The organism is Burkholderia sp. AU39826, from assembly GCF_020419965.1.
GTDB classification, from domain to species: Bacteria; Pseudomonadota; Gammaproteobacteria; order Burkholderiales; family Burkholderiaceae; genus Burkholderia; species Burkholderia semiarida.
In genome coordinates this window covers 749,273-771,817 of record NZ_JAIZQG010000002.1, presented here as the reverse complement: position 1 = coordinate 771,817, position 22,545 = coordinate 749,273, and the positions used below count along the sequence as shown (strand labels likewise).

Sequence of the window (22,545 nt, the reverse complement as noted above, 5' to 3'; positions counted from 1 at the left end):
ATCGGCGGAGCGGCCGTAGAAAGAAAATTGATTATCGGTTGTGCGCCAAGTCGCCCTCGCAATTCTGTCAGGGATTTTTGAGATGATGGGTAAGGTAATATTCGCCCGGATTGCCATTACAATGCCGCCGCATCGTTGCGGACGATGGCGATATGTAACTTGCCACGGTCGGGATGCCCGGGCAACGATTGACGTTCTTTGACGCTGACTTATACGTTTCAATTAGATTCCAGCGATGTTCGATGCCGTGAGAGCGGATCGAAAGAAAAAATCGCGAGTAGACCAAAATCATGAACAAGAACCAATATCGGCTGGTGTACAGCCGCGTGCGCGGTATGCTGATTGCAGTCGAAGAGACGGCCGGCAGGACGGGGAAAACAAGTGCGGGCGAAACACGCCGTGCCGCCAAGTGCGGCGGCGGGTATCCGGCAGCGAAGTTCGCGCTGCGCGTCGCCGCATTCGGCGCGTTGGTCGCCGCCGGCGCGAATCCAATGTGGGCGACTGCGCAGATCGTCGGCGCGGGGCCGCACGCACCCACGGTGGTGCAGACGCCCAACGGTCTGCCGCAAGTCAACATCAACAAGCCGAGCGCTGCCGGCGTGTCGCTGAACACCTACAACCAGTTCGACGTTCAGAAGAACGGCGCGATCCTGAACAACGCGTCGGCGATCGTCAACACGCAGCAGGCCGGCTATATCAACGGCAATCCGAACCTGAGCACGGGGCAGGCGGCGCGCATCATCGTCAACCAGGTCAACAGCACGGCGGCCAGCCAGATCAAAGGGTATGTCGAGATCGCAGGGAGTCGCGCGGAAATCGTTCTCGCGAACCCGGCCGGGATCGTCATGGATGGCGGCGGTTTCATCAATACGTCGCGCGCGGTTCTGACGACCGGCGTGCCGCAGTTCGGCGCGGACGGTTCGCTGACGGGCTTCAATGTAAGTCGCGGCTTGGTGACCGTGCAAGGCGCGGGGCTGGATGCGTCCACGGTGGATCAGACCGATATCATTGCGCGCGCTGTACAGGCTAACGCCGCGATCTATGCAAAGAATCTCAACGTAATCGCGGGTGCGAATCAGGTCAATCACGACACGCTGGCCACGACGCCGATCGCGGGTGACGGTCCTGCCCCGGCTGTCGCGATCGATGTGGCTCAGTTGGGCGGCATGTATGCCAATAGGGTGTTTTTGGTCGGCAACTCCGCGGGCGTGGGTGTCGCGAACGCCGGCACGATCGCGGCACAGGCGGGCGATTTGACGCTGCAATCGGATGGCCGGCTCGTGCTCACGGGCAAGACGACTGCTAGCGGCAATCTCGCGATGTCGGCGGCCGGCGGTATCCAGAACAGCGGCACGACGTATGCGCAGCAGTCGCTGTCGGCCAGTACGCGCGCCGATCTCACGAACACCGGGACACTCGCGGCGCAGCAGAACACGACGGTCAACGCCGGTAACGTCAATTCGACCGGCACGCTCGCCGCGGGTGTAAGCAACGACGGCTCCGTTGGGCACAGTGGTGACCTGAGCCTGACGGCGTCGGGCCAACTGAACGCAACGGGCCAGAACGTCGCAGGCGGCAACGCGTCGGTGAACGGCGCCAGCGTGAATCTCTCCGGCTCTCAGACGGCAGTGAACGCTAATCTGTCGCTGAACGCGGCGGCTGGCGATTTGAACCTGTCGAACGCGACGACGAGCGCGCAAGGCGCTATCCAGGCGAACGCGTCGGGCACCGTGATCAATGACCACGGCATCCTGTCGAGCGGCGGCGGCATGACGCTGACCGGCGGCAATCTGTCGAACCAGGGCGGAAAGATTTCGTCGCAAGGCCCACTGGCGGTTGATGTCGGAGCGCAGATCGCCAACCAGTCCGGCGAACTGGTATCCGAAAGCACGATGGCAGTGCGGGGCGGAGCAATCGCGAACAACCGAGGGACGATCCAGAGCGCCGCCGGCATGACAGTATCCGGCGCGTCGTTGGACAACACGGCGGGCCGGATCACATCGCTCAACAGCGATGGCCTGACAGTGACGACCGGCGGTGCGTTGACCAACGCCGCAGGCACGACCGCGAACGGCGGGCAGGGCGGCATCATTGGCGGCAATGGCGACGTCACCGTGCGAGGCGGTAATGTCGCGAACCACGGCAGGATCACATCCAATGCAGACCTGCATGTCTTCGGGCAATCGGTCGACAATGCCAATGGCGTTTTGCAGGCCGCACAGAAGGTGGCGGTCGATGCGGGCGCGCGCCTGACCAACAACGGCGGTTCGATCGCCGGTCAGGCCGCCACACTGACCGGTACGACCCTCGACAATAGTGCGGGCACCGTGCAGGCCAACCAGGTGTCGTTGAATGCAACCGACCTCGTGAACCACGGTGGCACGATTACGCAGACCGGCACCGGCGTGATGAGCGCGAACGTGTGGGGGACGCTGGACAATTCCAACGGCGGTACGTTGCAAACCAACAGTACCGACCTGACGCTCGGGGCGGTGACGCTCGTCAACGATGGCGGCACGATCACGCATGCCGGCAATGGTACGTTGACCATCGATAACGGTACGGGCCGAGTGTCGAATGTCGGCGGCACTATTACCGGCAACGGGCGTGTTGCAGCTCGAACGGGGATGCTGAACAACACGGCCGGGGTAATCAGCAGCCAAACCGGATTGACGGCAGCCGTCGCCGGCGCGCTCGACAATACCAGAGGCAAGCTGCTGTCGAATGCCGACCTCGGCATCGCAGGCGGCACGCTGAAAAACGATAACGGGAGGATCAGCGCGAATACGAACGCTTCGATCCGGAGTGGAACCATGTCGAACAGCGGCGGCTCGATCGCTGCGTCGACGCTGAGCGTGACCGCGAGCGAACTGCTCGACAACAGTCAAGGCACGCTGGAGGCGAATCAACTCGCATTGACCGCGCCGAATTTGACGAACCATAACGGGACGATCACCCAGTATGGTTCGTCGGCCATGAACGTCGACGTCAGCAACGCGATCGACAATTCGTCGGGCGGCGTGATCCAGACCCGCAGTACCGACCTTACGCTGTCTCCTGCGACGCTGATCAACGATCACGGCACGATCACGCACGTCGGGACTGGCACGCTGACGCTCGGCAATGGAGCGAACGCGATCAGCAATGCGGGCGGGAAGATCGTCGGCAATGGCCGGGTCGACGCCCGGTCCGCAACGCTCGACAACACGGCGGGTTCGATCACTGCGCAGATGGGGCTGGCGGCCGAGGTCAGCGAAACGCTTAATAACGCGAACGGCAAATTGCTGTCGAGCACGGACCTGGGCGTGACCGCCGGTATGCTCGTCAACGACGGTGGACAAATCGGCGCGAGTGCGAATGCGACGATCCAGACCGGGTCGATGACGAACAAGCAAGGGTCGATCGTTGCACCGAATCTTGTTGTGAAGGCCAGCAACCTGCTCGATAACAGCCAAGGCAGACTCGAGGCAAACCAGCTCGCATTGACGGCGGCGAACCTGGCAAACCGTGGTGGCACGATCACTCAATACGGAACGTCGGCGATGGCTGTCGACGTCAGCGGCACACTCGACAACTCGTCGGCCGGCGTGATCCAGACCAACAGTACGGACCTCACGCTCAGGCCGGCCGAGCTGAACAATGCGGGCGGAACGATCACGCATGCCGGTACGGGTACCCTGACGATCGCGCCGGGCAATGGAGCCGGCTCGCTGAACAATGCTTCGGGCACCATCGTGACCAAGGGGCAGGCCATCGTCAACGCGGGCAACTGGAACAATGCGAACGGGATTCTCGCCGCGCAACGCGGTGTGAACGCGGCGATTGGCGGCGACGTGAACAATACGCAGGGCCTGCTGCGCTCGAATGCTTCACTATCGCTCTCGGCCGGCGGCGCAATATCCAACCGCGGCGGTCACGTCCAGGCGGGCCAGTCGACAGCCGGTGACGCGAGTACGCTCGATCTTCGAGCGGCGTCGCTCGACAATACGGACGGTGCCGTCGTCGATCTCGGCACGGGCCAGATGAACGTCCACGGTGGGGCCTGGATCGCGAATAGCCATGCCGGCAACGTGTCAGGCATGGGCGCGATCACCGGCAACGGTGATGTCACCATCGGCGCGGCATCGATCAGTAACACGCAAGGCGGTCAGCTCAGCGGCGGCTCCCTGCACGTAAACGCAAATACCGTCGACAACAGTGGCGGCGCGATCGGTAACGTCGCGAATACGAACGGCGACGTGACCGTGGCGACAGGCGGTGCGATCACGAACACGAATGGCCGAGTCAGTTCTACGCGCAATCTGACGATGTCGGTTGCCACGTTGCTGGGCGGCGGGGCGTACAGTGCGGCGCGCGACGTGAACGTGAATCTGCAGGGCGACTACGTGTCGACGTCCGACACGAAGTTCAACGTCGGTCACGATCTCACGTTCACGCTGCCAGGCACCTTCACGAACAATGCGAACCTGCAGTCGGTGAACAACCTGAGCGTCAATGCAGGCAACATCGTGAACGTGGGCGCACTGACGGCAGGTGGGCTGTTGCGGACGCAATCGGCCAATTTGTACAACACGGGCGCGCTCGTCGGCGCGAGTGCGTCGCTCAATGCGACGGGTACGATTTCGAACGTCGGGCCGACTGCGCTGATCGGCGGATCCGACGCCAACGGCACGCTCGAAATACTCGCGCGTGACATCGAGAACCGGGACGATACGTCGTCCGCCGACACGATGGCGACGACGGCCCTCTTCGGCATGGGTAAGGTCGTATTGGCGGGCGGCAAGGACGCGAGCGGCAATTACACGAATGCGGCGCTGGTCAACAATGCGTCGGCGCTGATCCAGTCCGGTGGCGACATGGAACTGCATGCGGACCGCGTCACGAACACGCGTCGTCAGATGCAGACATCGGGCGGGACCACGAGCGTCGATCCCGCGGTGCTGGAGCAACTTGGCATCAGCATGTCGGGTTGCATTGCGTACTACATGGCCGCTTGTAGTGGTCAGGATGTTCATTGGATCAACCTCTCGCGCGATCCGAACTTTCCGGATTACGATCCGGCACCCATCATCGCGAAGCTGCAGGCCCAGCCGGGCGGTGTATTTACCGTTCCGCCACACGATGGGCAATGGAACAGCGGTTATCAATACACGACTTATACTGGCACGGCAGTGGCGAGCACGGTTACGGCGTCGAGTGCTGCCGGTCAGATCGTATCGGGCGGCAAAATCAATGCGACGACGGTCGGGAACCTTCAGAACTACTGGAGCCACATCACGGCCGTGGGCAACGTCGACATGCCGCAGCATTACGACGGCGACGGTTGGGCGGCTTCCGGCCAGCAGGCGCCGGCCGTGACTGTCACGTATTCGGGCTATTACCACTACAACAACTACGACAATAGCGAGCACAACTGGACATTGCCGTTCGGCGACATGCCGTTCGTCGGCGGTCACCCCGGCGGTTACGCCCAGGCGGCGCCGGCCGATGTCAAGAAGTATGCGATTGCCGGTTACGACTCGACGTTGGGCTCGAACGGCACGATCTCGGGCACGGGCGTCAGCATCAACAACACGGCGGGCAATGCGTCGATTCCGTCGCTCGGGCTGCTCCCCGGCCAGGAAGTGCCGGGTCTGACGTTTGGAAGTCTGAACGGTAATGCCGCGGTGTCGAAAACGTCAGGCGGTATGGTAACGGGGCAGGTTTCCGGCACCGGCGCGGAAGGCGGGACCGTAACGAGCAAGCCCGTTCAGCCCATCAGCCCGATCATTGCCGGCGCGACGGCGCAAAGGGTGCTGGACAACCTCGCGATTCCGCAGGGCGGGTTGTACAGGCCGAGCCAGTCGCCGAACGCGAGCTACGTTATCGAGACGAACCCGGCGTTCACGAATCAGAAGACCTTCCTGTCGAGCGACTACTTTTTCAACCAGATTGGCGTCGATCTGACGCACGTCCCCAAGCGTCTCGGCGACGGGTTCTACGAGCAGCAACTCGTCAGAAACGAGGTGACGGCGCTCACGGGCAAGGCCGTGCTCGGCCCGTACACCGATTTGCAGGCGATGTATCAGTCGTTGATGGCTGCTGGCGCGGATCTGGCGAAATCGCTTGATTTGCCGGTGGGTGCGAGCCTGTCCGCCGATCAGGTATCCAAGCTGACCGGCAACGTGATCATGATGGAAACGCGCATGGTCGACGGTCAGTCGGTACTTGTGCCGGTCGTGTATCTGGCGCAGGCGAACCAGCAGAACGTCAATGGTCCGCTGATCACCGCCACCGATATCGATCTGAAGGACGCGCAGAACTTCACGAACAGCGGCACGGTGAAGGCCGACAACACGCTGTCGATTCAGGGCAAGCAGATCGACAACGCGTTCGGCGCGCTGCAAAGCGGCGGGCTGATGTCGCTGACGACGGACGGTCAGGTCGATTTGACTTCGGCCAAGGTGAAGGCCGGCAGCCTGAATCTGAATGCCGGTGGCGATCTGATTCTGAACACTGCGACGAACACCAGCACCCAGGTAAGTCGTGACGGTGCGACGAGCGTCAAGACGACACTCGGGCCGACCGCGCAACTCGATGTGGTCGGCGATGCGTCGATCAAGACCGGCGGAAATTTCCAGCAGATTGCGGGTAGCCTGACGGTCGGCGGCAATCTCGGTGCTAACGTCGGCGGTGACTGGACGCTCGGCACGCAACAGGTCGGCGAACACAAGGTCGTCCAGCGGGCGAACGGCGTGTCGAACACCGATCTCAATAGCGTGGTCGGGAGTTCGGTGAAGGTGGGGGGGCAGTCTAACGTCGTAGTCGGGGGCGACCTGACGGCAAAGGGGGCGCAGATCGACCTCGGCCAAGGTGGGACGATTGCCGCCAAGGGCAATGTCACGCTAGGAACGGCGAGTTCTACGTCGACGGTGAATGCGAACAGTTCGGGTGACGACGGCAGCCGAAGCTATGCGGGAACGCTGCATTCATCGAGCCAGACGCTGGCCGGCACGACGCTGACCGCTGGCAACACAATCAATATCGTATCGGGCAAGGACATTACGCTAAGCGGCAGTGCGATCAGCCTGGAGAAGGGCAATGCGAATCTGCTGGCGGTAGGCGACGTGAATGTGGGCGCGGCGACTGAGTCACGCGAATATAACTCGCACGAAACGCACAGCCACAGCAACGTCGTCAGCGGTTCGAAGGTCGCGAGCGGGATCGATCAGACCGCGACCTATAGCGTAGGCAGCACGATTTCCGCGGATGGCGTCACGGTCAAGAGCGGGCGGGACATCAACGTGACGGGAAGCAATATCGTCGGCACGAACGATGTGGTGCTGTCGGCTGCTCGCAACGTGAACGTCACGACATCGCAGGATACGGTTCAAACGTCGACGTACTACGACAAGAAAGAAACCGGCCTGATGTCGAACGGCGGGCTGTCGGTGTCCGTCGGCTCGCGTTCGCAATCCAACAAGCAGCAAACCGCGTCGGTGACGAACAACGGCAGTGCGATCGGCGCGCTGAACGGGAATTTGACCGTAAGCGCGGGCAACGATCTGCATGCGACCGGCAGCGTTCTGCATGCCGGTAACGACGTCGATCTTTCCGGCAAGACGGTGAAGATCGATGCGGCGACTGATACGACGAACTTCGCCGAGCAGCAGCAGTTCCGCCAGTCGGGCCTGACGGTTGGGGTGACCAATCCGGTCCTGGCGGCAGTACAGACCGGACGGCAGATGGCGAACGCGGCGCAAAACGTGGGCGGCGACCCGCGCCTGATCGCGCTGGCGGCAGCGACCACGGGCCTTGCGGCGAAGAATACCTACGACTCGCTGAAGCAGATGGGCGGCGATCCGATGAAGGCGGCGGCGAGCGTCGGAATTAATGTGTCGCTCGGGGCCAGCAAGAGCGACAGTCAGATGTATGCGCAGTCGAGTTCTGCGGTGGGGAGTACTGTATCGGCAGGCCGCAACGTGTCGATCTCCGCTACGGGCGCAGGTAAAGACAGCAATATCGACGTGGTCGGCAGCACGATTTCGGCTGGCAACGACGCGAAGCTGAAGGCCGATGGGAATGTGAAACTGCAGGCGGCGGAAAACACCAGCAGTCAGCACAGCACGAACAGCGGATCTAGTGCTTCGGTGGGTTTGTCGTTCACCGTCGGCGCAAAAACTGGCGTTGCGCTTACGGCAGGCGTTGCAGGCAATCGCGGCAACGCGGACGGCGATTCGTCGACGTGGACGAACACGCATGTGACCGCCGGCAACCAGCTCGCGATCCAGTCAGGCGGTGATACGAATCTGAAGGGCGCAGTCGCGTCGGGCAAGCAGGTGGTCGCCGATGTCGGCGGCAACCTGAACATCGAGAGCCTGCAAGACAAGGACCATTACGGCTCGAAACAACAGAACGCAGGCGTTTCGGTGAGTGTGTGCCCACCGCCGTGCGTATCGAGTGTGGCCGCTAGTGTGGGCCAGACGAAGATGAATAGCGATTACGCGAGCGTGATCGAGCAATCCGGAATCAAGGCGGGCGACGGCGGCTTCCAGGTCGACGTGAAAGGCAATACCGATCTCAAGGGCGGCGTGATCGCGAGCAGCGACCAGGCCGTCCAGGACAATCTGAACACGCTGAGCACCGCGACGCTCACCCATAGCGACATCGAGAACCACGCATCGTACGACGCATCGTCGATCGGGCTTTCGGGCGGCTATGGCGGCACCATCGGCAAGGATCAGAAGGGCAAGGCGGATAACGTGAATCCGGTGCCTGGGACCAGTGTGCCGAGCAAGGGCGGGGTGTCAGTTGCGTCACCGGTGGTGATAGGCGCATCGGGTGACGCGAGCTCGACCACGAAGAGCGGTGTGAGCGGTGGTACGGTCACGATTACCGATGGCACGAAGCAACAGCAACTGACGGACCAAACTGCCGCCGAAGCGGTAGCGAACATCAATCGCGACACGTCGAACACGAGCAGCGCGCTCGCGCCGATCTTCGACAAGGACAAGATTCAGGCCGGGTTCGACATCACGAGCCAGTTTATCAATCAGGTCGGAACCTTCGTCGACAATCGTTTGAAGGAAGCGGACGCGGCACGGGCTGCCGCCAAGAATCCGAATTTGACGCCCGAGCAACGATTGCAGGCGCAGCAGCAGGCCGACCAGTTGACGGCGGAATGGGGCCCAGGCGGTACGTACCGGCAAGTGCTGTCCGCACTGACCGCAGCTGCGGGTGGCAACGTGACCGGTGGCGCCGGCCAGTTTGCGCAGGCCGGTGTGGTGAATTACCTGCAGCAGCAAGGCGCGTCGTACATCGGCAAGCTGGTCGAAAACGGCACGGTGACGGAAGGTAGCCCGCTGCATGCTGCACTGCACGCGATTGTTGGATGTGCGGGTGCGGCTGCCAGCAGCCAAAGCTGCAGCGCCGGCGCGATGGGCGCGGCGGCATCCAGTCTGCTGACGAATCTGTTTGCGCCCCCGTCTCCTGACATGACCGAGCAGGAGAAGGAAGCGAAACAAAATCTGATTTCGTCCATCGTGGCCGGCGTGGCGGCTGAATCCGGGGTGGGCGGCGCCTCGGGCGCGGCCACGACAACGACCAGTGCTGCCGCGGCCGCGCAGAACAATTGGCTTGCGACTGAACAGAAGGTGCAGGCGCAGAAGGAGTTGATGGCCTGTGCGAATCTGATGTGCGCTGTTCAGACAACAGGAAAGTGGGCAACAGTATCGTCAGTACAGGATGCCGCGACGCTGGCCGGATTTGGCAAGGGGCTTGCGCAGGCAGGCTGGAACGACGTTAGTGGGTTGGCGGAATTCCTAAGTGACCCGGTGACCGGGCTGAAAGGGATGTATGACTTGATCAACAGCAAGGAGATGCGCGACCAGCTTGGACAGGCCGTCGTTGACAACCTGAATGCCAAGATCGGAGAGATTCAGACCGCGCTGCGCGTCGGCGGGACTGATCAGGCGCTGCAACTCGGTGAAAATATAGGCGATCTGGCCTGGCAGGTCGGGTCCGTGGTGGCTGGCGTCGGCGGTGCTGTGAAGGCCGGCGTGGGCCTTGCCAAGGTCGGCATCACGGTCGGTCGCGATATGCTTGATAGCATGGCGCTCGCGGGGCGTAGTGCGACCGTGGTCGATGCCGGCATTACGTGGGGGAAGGGCATTGGTACGCAGGGACTTCCGTGGGAAAATTATCTTGAGACTAAGATGCCTGCGGGATCACGTTTGCCACCGAATTTCAAGACGTTCGATTTCTACGATATTGAAACCCGAACAGCGACAAGCGCCAAGACATTGGACACGACATTGCAATCTCGGGTCACCAACCCGCAGCAGGTATATGCGTCGGTGAAAGGCAACATTGACGCTATGTTGAACTATGACAAACCTTACACCCTCCTTGGCACGCGGGTCGATCCTGCACAAATAGTGAGTAAAGAACTGCAACTTGCAGTGCCGGAACAAACAAACGCGGTGCAGTGGGAGCAGATCAATCGGGCTATCCAGTACGGTGAGAGCCAGGGTGTTAAGGTTGTTGTGACAACGGTAAAGGGGAAGTGAATTGAGTGACGTTAAGCCTTGGCGCGGTGCGGCCATTTATCGAAATCGAGATTTCATTTTCATTGGAACGCAGTCTGGATATAGTGTTTCAATCGCAGATCCGGATGGCGGTGCACATTTCCTCGACACAGATGCTGATGACGAAACACTCGGTCGTTGTCTCAACGATGCGTTGTCGAAAAGCCGTTTCATTACCCCACAGCAACGTGCGGAAAATCAGCTTTTCTTCGACTTTCGGCTGGTTGGAGAGAACTATAAGAAATGGGTCGATGGCCTTCTTACACGGTTTGGGTACAAAACCAAGCAAGCCCTGTTCAAGAAAATGATCTTGTGTCATGCAAAAGTAGTTGACGGTGTTCTAACGCTTGATCCAAACCGTCATGACAAGCTCGAAGCGTGGGAAGGGTTAGGCGACGACGCCAAAGTCATCCTTCCATCCGATTCTTCAGAAGCAGAAATCGGCGCTGCTCTGCGAGTCGCGTTGGAGCGATGCATTCCTTAAATCGACGAACCCGATTGATAAGAACAACATCCATGAGCATTGTCCGACGGGGGAGTTGCATTGCGGCCTCGCTGCTGTCCGTGACAGTAGGCGTAGCTGCACAGGAAATCCCGCAACATACGATCATTCCGGGTAACGATCAGCAATCCAGACAGCAGGAAGAGGCGCGCCAGCGTGAACGGGCGGTCTCCGCACCCGGGGTGCGATCGGGCGTCGTGGCGCGCGTTGGGTATCCCACGCTACCGTCGGAAACGCCCTGCTTTCGAATCGAGCGTTTTGCGCTCGACGTACCCGATGCGCTACCCACGGCCCTGAAATCGCAAGGCGCGTCGGCATTGCCGATGGATCGCTTCGCCTTCGCGCGTGAATGGCTTGAGCACTATGCTGGTCAGTGCATCGGAAAACAGGGCCTCGACATCCTCGTCAAGGGTTTGTCGCAAGCGATCCTAGCGCGCGGGTACGTCACGACGCGTGTGCTACTTCCTGAACAGGATCTCTCGACCGGTATCCTCAAGTTTTCGCTGATCCCGGGTGTGGTCCGCCACGTGCGCTTCGCCGATGAGAAACTGCGCGGCACGTGGAAGACCGCATTTCCAACGGGCGACGGCGAACTGCTGAACCTGCGCGATCTCGAACAGGGCCTCGAGCAAATGAAACGCGTGTCGAGCCAGGACGTTTCGATGCAAATCGTTCCGGGCGAGCTGCCCGGCGAAAGCGATGTCGTACTCGACGTGAAGCGAGGCAAACCGTGGACCGTCGTCGCGTCCGTCGACAACTCAGGCACGCGTGCGACTGGCAAGCTGCAAGGCAATCTGTCGCTCGGCATCGACAATCCGCTCGGCCTGAACGACATTTTCAACGTCGGCGTGAGCCAGGATCTGGAATTTGGTGACAAGCGCCTCGGCTCGCATGGCTGGAACGGCTTCTATTCGATCCCGTGGGGCTACTGGACGGCCACGCTGTCCGCTTACACGAACACGTACTACCAGCAGATTGCTGGCGTGAATCAGACATTCGTCGCGAGCGGCAATTCAAAGACGGTCGATTTCAAACTGGCCCGCGTGCTGTCGCGTAGTCAGAACGATGTGTTCGGCGCCTACGCTCGCCTGTCGCGTCGTTTCGGACAAAGCTTTATCGAAGACACAGAGATCTCGCAGCAGCGCCGCAACAACACGATGATCGAACTCGGCCTGACCGATCGCCACTACTTCGGCGGCGCGCAGTTTGATGGCTCACTTGCATATCGTCAAGGTGTCGGTGGGCTGGGTGCTCAGGACGATACGATGGCAGCGGGTGGTGGACCGACCTATCGCTTCAAGATGGCGGTGCTCGACGCGAACTTGTCGGTGCCGTTTGCCATCGGTAAGCAGCCATTCCGCTATGTCGGCACATTCCACGGCCAGTACACCGGAAACACGCTTTATTACATCGACGACTTGACGATTGGCAGTCGCTATACAGTGCGCGGTTTCGATGGCGAGACGATGCTCGCCGCAGCACGCGGCTTCTACTGGCGCAACGAATTGCAGGCGCCGATCGGGCAGACGGGACAGGCAGTTTATGCGGGGCTCGACTACGGTCGCGTATGGGGCCCGCAGCCTGTCGCCCTCGTCGGGACGCACTTGGCCGGCGCCGTGATCGGCATAAAGGGGAGCGTGGGCACGCGATTCGGAGCCTATGCGTACGATCTCTTCGCGGGTACGCCTGTCTACAAGCCGTCGGGTTTTCCGACCGCGCGAGTGACGCTCGGTTTTCAGGTGACTGCTCAGTTCTGAAGACAATGAGCCAAGGTACTTCTTCGACACGCACGCGTCGCAGGCAGGCCCGGTGTGGCATATGTCGTCTGGTCGAGATTGCCGCCGAGCGGGGCTTGTGGGGCCGCTTGAGTTATTAGGGCACGGCCGCACGAGAAGGGGCGGGCGAGGGCACCTCATTGCCCAATATGCGCTGCACTACATCGAATGAAGTAAAAATGAAAGCACTTCTGTAAGGCAGGGAGTGCCGTGCGATCGCGAGATCGCGGAATGCCGACCTTGCCGTTCCGACCCTTCCAAATGCCCTGCCGACATCAAAAATGCGGCGCTGCGTCTATTTTCGTCGCGCCCGACCTCGGGCAATACAAAAAATTGCTCATAAAAATCAGCGAACTACGCTGACGCCGAAAAACAGTGCTCTGCTGCGCTGCAGAAAATAATCAATCGCCTTATGCTGGTTAACCCGATCGCGTTTGAGCGGCATCAAGTTTTCCGCTGATGTCGCTTTACATTTAGCCAACATTGGCGATTCACGAAATCTACCTGTCGATTTGATTTCGTTCCTTTCGTCGCGCCTGTCCCCGATGCAGGGTGCGACTTCCTCAAGGCGTTGTTGACATGCATGATTTTCCCTTCCTGAGCCTGGCCATCTGGGTTCCGATACTGTTCGGCGCGGGCCTGCTGCGCGCCGGTTCCGATCAGCATTCACGGCGAATACGGCTGATCGCGCTCGTCGGCGCGATCGCCGGACTGGCGCCCGTCGTGCCGCTGGTTGCCGGCTTCGACGCGCATTCGGCTGCGATGCAGTTCGTCGAAAGACGCGACTGGCTCGCGGCATTCAATGCCGGATGGCGGGTCGGCATCGATGGCGCGTCGCTGTGGCTCGTCGTGCTGACCGCGTTCACGACGCTCGTGGTGGTGGTCGCGTCGTGGGAATCGGTCACGGTGCGCGTCGCGCAGTACTACGCGTCGTTCCTGATCCTGTCGGGGCTGATGGTCGGCGTGTTCGTCGCGCAGGACGGGCTGCTGTTCTTCATCTTCTTCGAGGCGACGCTGATCCCGCTGTACCTGCTGATCGGCACGTGGGGGCGCGAGCGCCGCGTGTATGCGGCCGTGAAGTTCTTCTTCATCTCGTTCGCCGGCTCGCTGTTGTTGCTGATGGCGATGCTGTACCTGTACGCGCAGTCGCATACGTTCGACATGGCCGTATGGCGCACGCTGCAGCTCGGCTTCGCGCCGCAGTTGCTAGTGTTCGTCGGCTTTTTCGCCGCGTTCGCGGTCAAGGTGCCGATGTGGCCGGTCCACACGTGGCTGAGCGACGTGTACACCGACGGCCCGACGGGCGCCGCGCTGATGCTCGCGATGCTCAAGCTCGGCGGGTACGGGTTCCTGCGCTTCGCGCTGCCGATCACGCCCGACGCGAGCCATTTCTTCGCGCCGGCCGTGATCGCGCTGTCGCTGTTCGCGATCGTCTACGCGAGCCTGATCGCGCTCGCGCAGACCGATCTCGGCAAGCTGCTCGCGTATTCGACGGTCGCGCACATGGGAATCGTCACGCTCGGGCTGTTCCTGTTCAACCGGATCGGCGTCGAAGGCGCGATCGTGCAGCTCGTGTCGTACGGCTTCGTGGCTGGCGCGATGCTTTTGTGCGTGAACGTGCTCGTGGACCGTACCCGGCAGCGCGAGATCGCCGCGTACGGCGGCGTGGCGGGCGTGATGCCGCGTTTCGCGACCTTCACGCTGCTGTTCGCGATGGCCAACGTCGGCCTGCCGGGCACGTCGGGGTTCGTCGGCGAGTTCATGGTGATCATGGGCGCGATCCGCTTCAACTTCTGGATCGGCGCGATCGCGGCGCTCACGCTGATCCTCAGCGCGTCGTACACGCTGTGGATGCTCAAGCGCGTCGTGTTCGGCAAGGTCGCGAGCCAGCAGATCGCGAAGCTCGCCGACCTGAACCGTCGCGAGATCGTGATGTTCGCGTCGCTCGCGCTGATCGTGCTGGCGGTCGGCATCGATCCGAAGCCGTTCACCGATGCGATCGATCCGACCGTCGGCAAGCTGATCCAGGAAGCGAGCCATTCGAAAGTGCCGGCAGGGGACGCCCCCGCGCCGGCGCTGCCGTCGTACATGGCGTCGACGCACGACTGATCGCGGCACGTCGAGCCGCGCCACGCCGCGCAAGCCCGCCGCATCGCGCGGCGCGCATGGTTGCGCGCGCATCGATCCGAAGCCCGGCACGGCAAGTGCCGGGCCCGCTTTCGGCTGCGTGAAATTGCCCCGCGACAATGTGACTCACGGCAGATTTTGCAATGATGATTTGCCGCATGCACCGGTTTTTCATCGCACTCGCGCGACGTATGATTCGGCCAATTTCGTGAATCGAATGCGCATCGGGCATACGCAAACGGATTCAATGACCCGCGGGGCTGTGTGATGAGAAGAAGGGCTTCAAGAGGCTGGGCGGCGCTGATGTCAATCGGCGCGGCGTTGAGCCTGTCAGGTTGTAATTTAGATGTACTAAATCCGAAAGGAAGCGTGGGCGCGGCCGAAAAGGCGCTGATCGCGACGTCCACCTGGGCGATGCTGATCGTCGTCGTGCCGGTGATCCTGCTCACGTTGTGGTTCGCGTGGCGTTACCGCGCGTCGAACCGCAACGCCGCGTACGCGCCGAACTGGTCGCACTCGACCGCGATCGAGGTCGTGATCTGGACGGTGCCGACGCTGATCATCCTGTTCCTGGGCGTGCTCACGTGGAAGACCACGCACGAGCTCGATCCGTACAAGCCGCTCGAATCGGCCGTGAAGCCGATCGACGTCGAGGTGGTCGCGCTCGACTGGAAGTGGCTGTTCATCTATCCGGAGCTTGGCATCGCGTCGGTGAACCAGCTCGCGATTCCGGTCGGCACGCCGGTGAACTTCCGCATCACGTCGGATTCGGTGATGAATTCGTTCTTCATCCCGCAGCTCGGCGGCCAGGTCTACGCGATGGCCGGCATGCAGACGCGCCTGCACCTGATCGCCGACGAGCCGGGCAACTACGCGGGCACGTCCGCCAACTTCAGCGGCCGCGGTTTCTCCGACATGAAGTTCCGCACGCTCGCCGAGCCGCGCGAGCAGTTCGATGCGTGGGTGCAGAAGGTGAAGGCGTCGCCGGAACGGCTCGACGCGACGGTGTACGGCACCGTCGCGCAGCCGAGCGAGAAGGCGCCGGTGCGCTATTTCTCGTCGGTCGATCCGCGGCTCTTCCACAACATCATCGCGAAATACAACGATGGCCACGTCCTCGACCTGAAGGACGCCGCCTGCGGCACGAAGGGGTAACGCATGTTCGGCAAACTCACACTTTCGGCGATCCCGTTCGATCAGCCCATCATCATGGGGGCCGGCGCCTTCATGGGGCTGGTCGTGCTGGGCATTCTCGCCGCGCTGACGATCACCGGCCGCTGGAAATGGCTGTGGACGGAATGGCTGACCACGGTCGACCACAAGAGACTCGGCGTGATGTACATCATCGTCGCGCTGATCATGCTGCTGCGCGGCTTCGCCGACGCGATCATGATGCGCATGCAGCTCGCGCTCGCGTACAACGCGCCCGGCTACCTGCCGCCGCACCACTATGACCAGATCTTCACGGCACACGGCGTGATCATGATCTTCTTCATGGCGATGGTGTTCATGGTCGGCCTGATGAACCTCGTCGTGCCGCTGCAGATCGGTGCGCGCGACGTCGCGTTCCCGTTCATCAACTCGCTGTCGTTCTGGATGACGGCGGTCAGCGCGATCCTGATCAACGTGTCGCTCGTGATCGGCGAATTCGCGCAGACGGGCTGGCTCGCGTACCCGCCGCTGTCGGAGCTGCAGTTCAGCCCGGGGGTAGGGGTCGACTACTACCTGTGGGCGCTGCAGATCTCCGGCGTCGGCACGCTGCTGACCGGCGTGAACTTCTTCGTGACGATCATCAAGATGCGCGCGCCGGGCATGACGCTGATGAAGATGCCGGTGTTCACGTGGACGGCCCTCTGCACGAACGTGCTGATCATGGCGTCGTTCCCGATCCTGACCGCGACGCTCGCGCTGCTCGGCCTCGACCGTTACCTCGGCATGCACTTCTTCACGAACGAAGCCGGCGGCAACGCGATGCTGTACCTGAACCTGATCTGGGCGTGGGGCCATCCGGAGGTGTACATCCTGATCCTGCCGGCGTTCGGGATCTTCTCGGAAGTCATCGCGACGTTCGCGAAGAAGCCGCTGTTCGGCTACAAGACGATGGTGTACGCGACCTGCGCGATCATGGTGCTGTCGTTCCTCGTGTGGCTGCATCACTTCTTCACGATGGGCTCGGGCGCGAACGTGAACGCGTTCTTCGGGATCATGACGATGATCATCGCGATTCCGACCGGCGTGAAGGTGTTCAACTGGCTGTTCACGATGTACCGCGGCCGGATCGAGTTCACGACGCCCGTGCTGTGGACGATCGGCTTCATGGTTACGTTCACGCTCGGCGGCATGACCGGCGTGATGATGGCGATTCCGGGCGCGGACTTCGTGCTGCACAACAGCCTGTTCCTGATCGCGCACTTCCACAACGTGATCATCGGCGGCGTGCTGTTCGGCTATCTCGCGGGCTTCAACTACTGGTTCCCGAAGGCGTTCGGCTTCAAGCTGAACGAGAAGCTCGGCAAGGCCGCGTTCTGGTTCTGGCAGGTCGGCTTTTACGTCGCGTTCGTGCCGCTCTACGTGCTCGGCTTCATGGGCATGACGCGCCGCCTGAACCACTACGACAACCCGGCATGGCATCCGTGGCTGCTGGTCGCCGCATTCGGCGCCGTGCTGATCGCGATCGGCATCGCGTGCCAGCTGCTGCAGCTGGTGGTCAGCATCCGCAACCGCCATCTGCCGGAATACCGCGACACGACGGGCGATCCGTGGGGCGGCCGCACGCTCGAGTGGGCGACGTCGTCGCCGCCGGCCGACTACAACTTCGCGGTGATCCCGCAGGTGCGCACGCTCGACGCGTACGCGGACATGAAGGCGCGCGGCGAAGGCCGGCCGAACCCGGCGGCGATTCGCGACATCCACATGCCGTCGAATACGTGTGCGGGCCTCGTGATCGCGATCTTCAGCCTGGTGCTCGGCTTCGCGCTGGTGTGGCACATCTGGTGGATGGCGATCGGCGGGCTCGTGGGCATCATCGCGACGCTCGTGATCTACAGCTCGCGCGATAACGACGGCTATTACATCCCTGCGTCGACGGTACGCAAGACCGAAGACAAGCAGCCGACGCGGCGCACGGTCGCGCGCGTCGACGACGTGGAACTGGAGGCCAACTGATGTTGCAGAAAACCTTGAGCGCGACCCTGCTCGAGCACGACGACCATCCGCCGTCGCATTCGGTGTTCGGGTTCTGGCTGTACCTGATGACCGACTGCGTGATCTTCGCGGCGCTGTTCGCGACGTTCGCGGTGCTGGGCAATCAGTACGCGGGCGGTCCGACCGCGAAGGACCTGTTCGACATTCCGGGCGTCGCGGTGGAAACCGCCGCGCTGCTGCTGTCGAGCATCACGTACGGTTTCGCGATGCTCGCGGCGTACAAGCAGCGGCGCGGCGCGCTGCTCGCCTGGCTCGCGGTGACGTTCGTGCTCGGCGCGGCGTTTCTCGCGATGGAGCTGCGCGAGTTCTCGCACCTGATCGCGGAAGGCGCCGGCCCGCAGCGCAGCGCGTTCCTGTCGGCGTTCTTCACGCTGGTCGGCACGCACGGGCTGCACGTGACGGCGGGCCTGTTGTGGATGATCGTGCTCGCCGCGCAGATCATGTCGCGCGGCGGCGACCTGACCGATCGCGACCTGCGGCGCCTGACGTGCCTGAGCCTGTTCTGGCACTTCCTCGACATCGTGTGGATCTGCGTGTTTTCCTTTGTCTATCTCGCGAGCGTGATCTAAATGGCCCATTCGCATTCGTCTCAACTCGAAGAAGGGCACGGCAGCGTCGGCGGCTACGTCGCCGGTTTCATCCTGTCGGTGCTGCTCACGGCCGCGTCGTTCGGCCTCGTGATGGGCGGCGTGCTGTCGCCGCATGCGTCGCTGATCGGGCTCGCCGTGCTCGCGTTCGTGCAGATCGTCGTGCACCTCGTGTACTTCCTGCACATGAACGGCTCGTCGGGCCAGCGCTGGAACGTGATGGCGTTCAGCTATACGGTGCTGACCGCGGCGATCCTGATCGTCGGCACGCTGTGGGTGATGCACAACGTCAGCATGAACATGATGTCGCGTTGAGCGCCGGCGTGGCGCGTCGCGTCCACGTCGATGCGCGTTCATGAAGAAAGGCGGCACGCGCGTGCCGCCTTTTTGCTTTCCGGCTGCGTTGCGCCGGCCGTGCGGTCAGTGGTGCGCGCCCGCGTCGGCCGTCAGCGCGTGCGTGCAGTCGGCGCGGTATTCGGCGGCGAGCCGATGCTTCGCATCGGCGAGATCGTCGGGGTAATACGGGCTGGCGTGGGCCGGCTCGTAGCCGACCTGCTCGAGTTCGGTCAGCTCGCGCACGAGGTCCGCGCGCGTGACGCCGCTGCCCGTATGCACGAACGGGTACGCGGTGCATTCCTGCGGGGTGAGGTGGGGCCCCGCGAACGCGGCGGTGCTGGCGCATGCGAGCAGCATGCAGGCGAGGGTGGTCGACAGTTTCATCCGGTAGCTCCTGGTTTCGCGGCCCGTTGCCGCACGATGTCAGCGTAGACGGCCGCGGTCGCGGGGCAGGCGACGGACGGATGAAACATTTTTCACGCGCGCTTGCCGCGATGCCGGATGAAGCTATTTTCATCTTGCGCCGCACGGCGATCGCGGCGCTTACGATAGTGGCGGGCGCGTGGTATGCGCCCGTCTCGGAGTTCATTGCGAGGGCAACCATGCGAGTACTGACGGTCGAGGACGATGCGGTGACCGCGAACGAAATCGTCGGCGAACTGACCGCACGCGGCTTCGCGGTCGACTGGATCGACAACGGCCGCGAAGGGATGATGCGCGCGATGAGCGCGTCGTACGACGCGATCACGCTCGACAGGATGCTGCCGGGCGCGGACGGTCTCGCGATCGTGACCGCGATGCGCACGGTCGGCATCGACACGCCGGTGCTGATGCTGAGCGCGCTCGGCGACGTCGACGAGCGCATTCGCGGGCTGCGCGCGGGCGGCGACGATTACCTGACGAAGCCGTTCGATTCCGGCGAACTGAGCGCGCGCATCGAAGTGCTGCTGCGCCGCCGGCAGGCATCGGGCGTGCCGCAGCAGACGCTGCTGAAAGTCGGCGCGCTCGAGCTCGACCTCATTTCGCGCCGCGCGCGCCGCGGCGCCGACGAGATCGCGCTGCTGCCGACCGAGTTCCGCGTACTCGAATTCATGATGCGCAACGCAGGCCAGACGATCACGCGCACGATGCTGTTCGAGGCCGTGTGGGGTTATCACTTCGATCCCGGCACTAACCTGATCGACGTCCACATGGGCCGGCTACGCAAGAAGATCGATCCGCCCGGCGCGAACCCGATGATCCAGACGGTGCGCGGATCGGGCTACATGCTCGCTTGACGGAGGCTCGGATGGACGCAGCCCGCGCGGCGAACTTCACGCGCCGCTGGCATACGACGACGTTTCGCTGGCTGTGCGCGTACGCGGCGATCTTCTCGGTGTCGCTGCTGCTGCTCGCGGGCGTGATCAGCGTGGCCGCGACCCACACGATGACGCGCGACACCGACGAGGTGCTCGCGTGGCAACTGATCTATTTCGATTCGATTCCCGATGCCGAGCTGCCGCTCGCGATCCATCGGCGGCTCGAGCACGAGCACATGCACACGAATTTCTACGGGCTGTTCGATGCGAGCGGGCGCCGCGTGGCGGGCGACATCACGACACCGCCCGCGCTGCGCACCGATCGCCACGGCCGTACGCTGGACCGCACGCTCGTGCTGCTCGACGGCCAATCGTCGCCGATCGCGCGCGCGATGGCCGTGCGCCGCGACAACGGGATGACGCTGGTGGTCGCGCGCGACCTGTCGCATTTCATCCAGATCCGCGACGTCGCGATTCGCGGGCTCGTGATCGGCGGCGTGATGATCCTGATCGCGGGCGTCGCGGGCGGCAGCATGCTCGGCATGCGGCAGATGCGCCGCGTCGCCGCGATCCGGCGCGTCACGCGGCAGATCGCCGAAGGCGATCTCGGCAAGCGGCTGCCAGTGGGCGGCTACGACGAACTCGATCTGCTCGCGCATCTCGTGAACCACATGCTCGACGAAGTCGAGCGGCTGATGGGCGAGGTGCGGCATACCTGCGACGGGATCGCGCACGACCTGCGCACGCCGCTCGCACGCGTGCATACGATGCTGGCGCGGCTCTCGGGCCAGCCGTTCTGCGCACACGATCCCGCGTCGGCGGCGCTGCTGGCGTCGGCGCGCGACGAGACCGACCGGCTGCTCGAACGTTTTCGCGCGATGCTGCGCATCTCCGAGATCGGCACGCTGAGCCGGCGCGGCGGTTTTGCCGCGGTCGACGTCGCGGCCTTGCTGCGCGATGTGTGCGAGCTTTACGAACCGCTGGCCGAGGCCGTCGACGTGTCGTTCGCGCTCGACGCGGCCGCGGTCGACGGCATCCATGGCGACCGCGCGTTGTTGTTCGAGGCGTTCAGCAATCTCGCGGACAACGCGATCAAGTTTACGCCGCCGGGCGGCCGTGTGCGCGTCGTGCTCCAGGCGACGCCGCACGGTCCGCTCGTCCGGTTCGAGGACACCGGGCCCGGTATCCCGCCCGCCGAGCGCAATGCAGTGCTCGAACGCTTCTATCGCGGCGAACGCACGCGTCATGTGAACGGCTCCGGGCTCGGGTTGAGCGTCGTGTCGGCGGTGATGCGCGTGCACGATTTCGCGCTGCGAATCGGCGATGCGCGGCCGGCCGGTGCGGCGATCACGGTCGAATGCTGGCCGCGCTCGCTCGCGTGACGGCGCAGGAACCCGATCGATGCGCATCCTGCTGATTGCGCCGCCGAACCCCGGCGCGTCGCGGCTCGACAAGGCGTTTCGGGAAAGCATGCACGGCGTCGAGCGCGTCGACGAATGGCGCGATGGCTGTTTTGCGGCGACGCAGGGCCGGTTCGACGCGATCGTGATCGTCGCGACCGATGCCGCCGCGCGCCCGGCGATCCTCGAAGGATTACCGCGGCTCGCCGCGTCGGCCGGCGGCGCGACGATTGCCGCGATCGTCGCCGGCGCCACGCCCGCCCGGCGCGCGCAAATGCTGAAGGCCGGCTGCGACGTATGTCTTGCCCATCCGTGTTCGTTCGTCGAACTGCACGAGCGGTTGCGCGCGCTGTGGCGCCGCGCGGGCGTCGTCGCCACGCGTGAATCGGTTCGACTCGATACGGCCACGCGCGCGCTCGAGGAGCATGGCCGGCGGCTCGCGCTCACCGCGCGGGAATTTCGCGTGGTCGAATGCCTGCTACGTGAAGCGGGGCGGCCGGTCGGCCGCGACGCCGTGCTGCGTTATGCGTGGGACGATGCCGACATCGAACCCGAGACGGTCAATGCGCTGGTCGTGCGGTTGCGGCGCAAGCTGGTTGCACACGCGTTCTCCGCCCGGATCGAAACGGTCGCGAGATTCGGTTTCCGGTTCGATACGGGCGGGTGACGGATATCGGCGCTCGGCAAGAAGGGGTTTGACGGGCCCGGTCCGGCCCGCCCGGAGGGCGTGGGGCCGCTTGACGCCGGGCGC

General features: G+C 63.0%; 12 protein-coding genes. 11 read left to right on the top strand and 1 reads right to left on the bottom strand.

Annotated features, from left to right (window positions below; genetic code table 11):
• The first annotated feature begins 290 nt into the window (after nt 1-290).
• From LGM42_RS08380 to cyoD, 8 genes are all read left to right on the top strand, one after another.
• The gene (locus LGM42_RS08380) at nt 291-10,547 is read left to right on the top strand and encodes a hemagglutinin repeat-containing protein (protein WP_226231975.1); all 10,257 of its coding nucleotides are present in this window, start codon (nt 291-293) and stop codon (nt 10,545-10,547) included.
• Nucleotide 10,548: 1 nt separating this feature from the next.
• Nucleotides 10,549-11,049, top strand: a complete 501-nt coding sequence (locus LGM42_RS08375; RefSeq protein ID WP_226231974.1) for a contact-dependent growth inhibition system immunity protein — start codon at nt 10,549-10,551, stop codon at nt 11,047-11,049.
• Between the two features lie 32 nt (nt 11,050-11,081).
• Nucleotides 11,082-12,824, top strand: a complete 1,743-nt coding sequence (locus LGM42_RS08370; protein WP_226231973.1) for a ShlB/FhaC/HecB family hemolysin secretion/activation protein — start codon at nt 11,082-11,084, stop codon at nt 12,822-12,824.
• Between the two features lie 597 nt (nt 12,825-13,421).
• A complete protein-coding gene (locus LGM42_RS08365; protein WP_059573654.1) occupies nt 13,422-14,951 on the top strand; it encodes a complex I subunit 4 family protein in 1,530 nt (509 codons plus the stop codon).
• A gap of 285 nt (nt 14,952-15,236) precedes the next feature.
• The gene (gene cyoA, locus LGM42_RS08360) at nt 15,237-16,124 is read left to right on the top strand and encodes a ubiquinol oxidase subunit II (protein WP_059608796.1); all 888 of its coding nucleotides are present in this window, start codon (nt 15,237-15,239) and stop codon (nt 16,122-16,124) included.
• A 3-nt stretch (nt 16,125-16,127) separates the two neighbouring features.
• The gene (cyoB, locus tag LGM42_RS08355; RefSeq protein ID WP_226231972.1) at nt 16,128-18,134 is read left to right on the top strand and encodes a cytochrome o ubiquinol oxidase subunit I; all 2,007 of its coding nucleotides are present in this window, start codon (nt 16,128-16,130) and stop codon (nt 18,132-18,134) included.
• Nucleotides 18,134-18,742: a cytochrome o ubiquinol oxidase subunit III gene (gene cyoC / locus LGM42_RS08350; protein ID WP_059573657.1), complete on the top strand. Its 609-nt coding sequence runs from the start codon at nt 18,134-18,136 to the stop codon at nt 18,740-18,742. The genes cyoB and cyoC overlap by 1 nt, the downstream gene beginning before the upstream one ends.
• The gene (gene cyoD / locus LGM42_RS08345) at nt 18,743-19,075 is read left to right on the top strand and encodes a cytochrome o ubiquinol oxidase subunit IV (protein ID WP_059573658.1); all 333 of its coding nucleotides are present in this window, start codon (nt 18,743-18,745) and stop codon (nt 19,073-19,075) included. It abuts the gene before it with no gap.
• 105 nt (nt 19,076-19,180) lie between these two features.
• On the opposite strand, the gene LGM42_RS08340 is transcribed toward cyoD, so the two are convergent.
• The gene (locus tag LGM42_RS08340; protein WP_059643974.1) at nt 19,181-19,480 is read right to left on the bottom strand and encodes a DUF4148 domain-containing protein; all 300 of its coding nucleotides are present in this window, start codon (nt 19,478-19,480) and stop codon (nt 19,181-19,183) included.
• 218 nt (nt 19,481-19,698) lie between these two features.
• Here LGM42_RS08340 and LGM42_RS08335 point away from each other — a divergent pair, with 218 nt between their 5' ends.
• The 3 genes from LGM42_RS08335 to LGM42_RS08325 are packed head-to-tail and all read left to right on the top strand — an operon-like array spanning nt 19,699 to nt 22,461.
• Nucleotides 19,699-20,373: a response regulator transcription factor gene (locus tag LGM42_RS08335; protein WP_059573726.1), complete on the top strand. Its 675-nt coding sequence runs from the start codon at nt 19,699-19,701 to the stop codon at nt 20,371-20,373.
• Between the two features lie 11 nt (nt 20,374-20,384).
• Nucleotides 20,385-21,776 carry a sensor histidine kinase gene (locus LGM42_RS08330; protein ID WP_060310065.1) on the top strand — a complete coding sequence of 464 codons (1,392 nt, stop codon included), beginning with the start codon at nt 20,385-20,387 and terminating at the stop codon, nt 21,774-21,776.
• Nucleotides 21,777-21,795: 19 nt separating this feature from the next.
• Nucleotides 21,796-22,461: a response regulator transcription factor gene (locus tag LGM42_RS08325; protein WP_059643980.1), complete on the top strand. Its 666-nt coding sequence runs from the start codon at nt 21,796-21,798 to the stop codon at nt 22,459-22,461.
• Nucleotides 22,462-22,545: the final 84 nt, after the last annotated feature.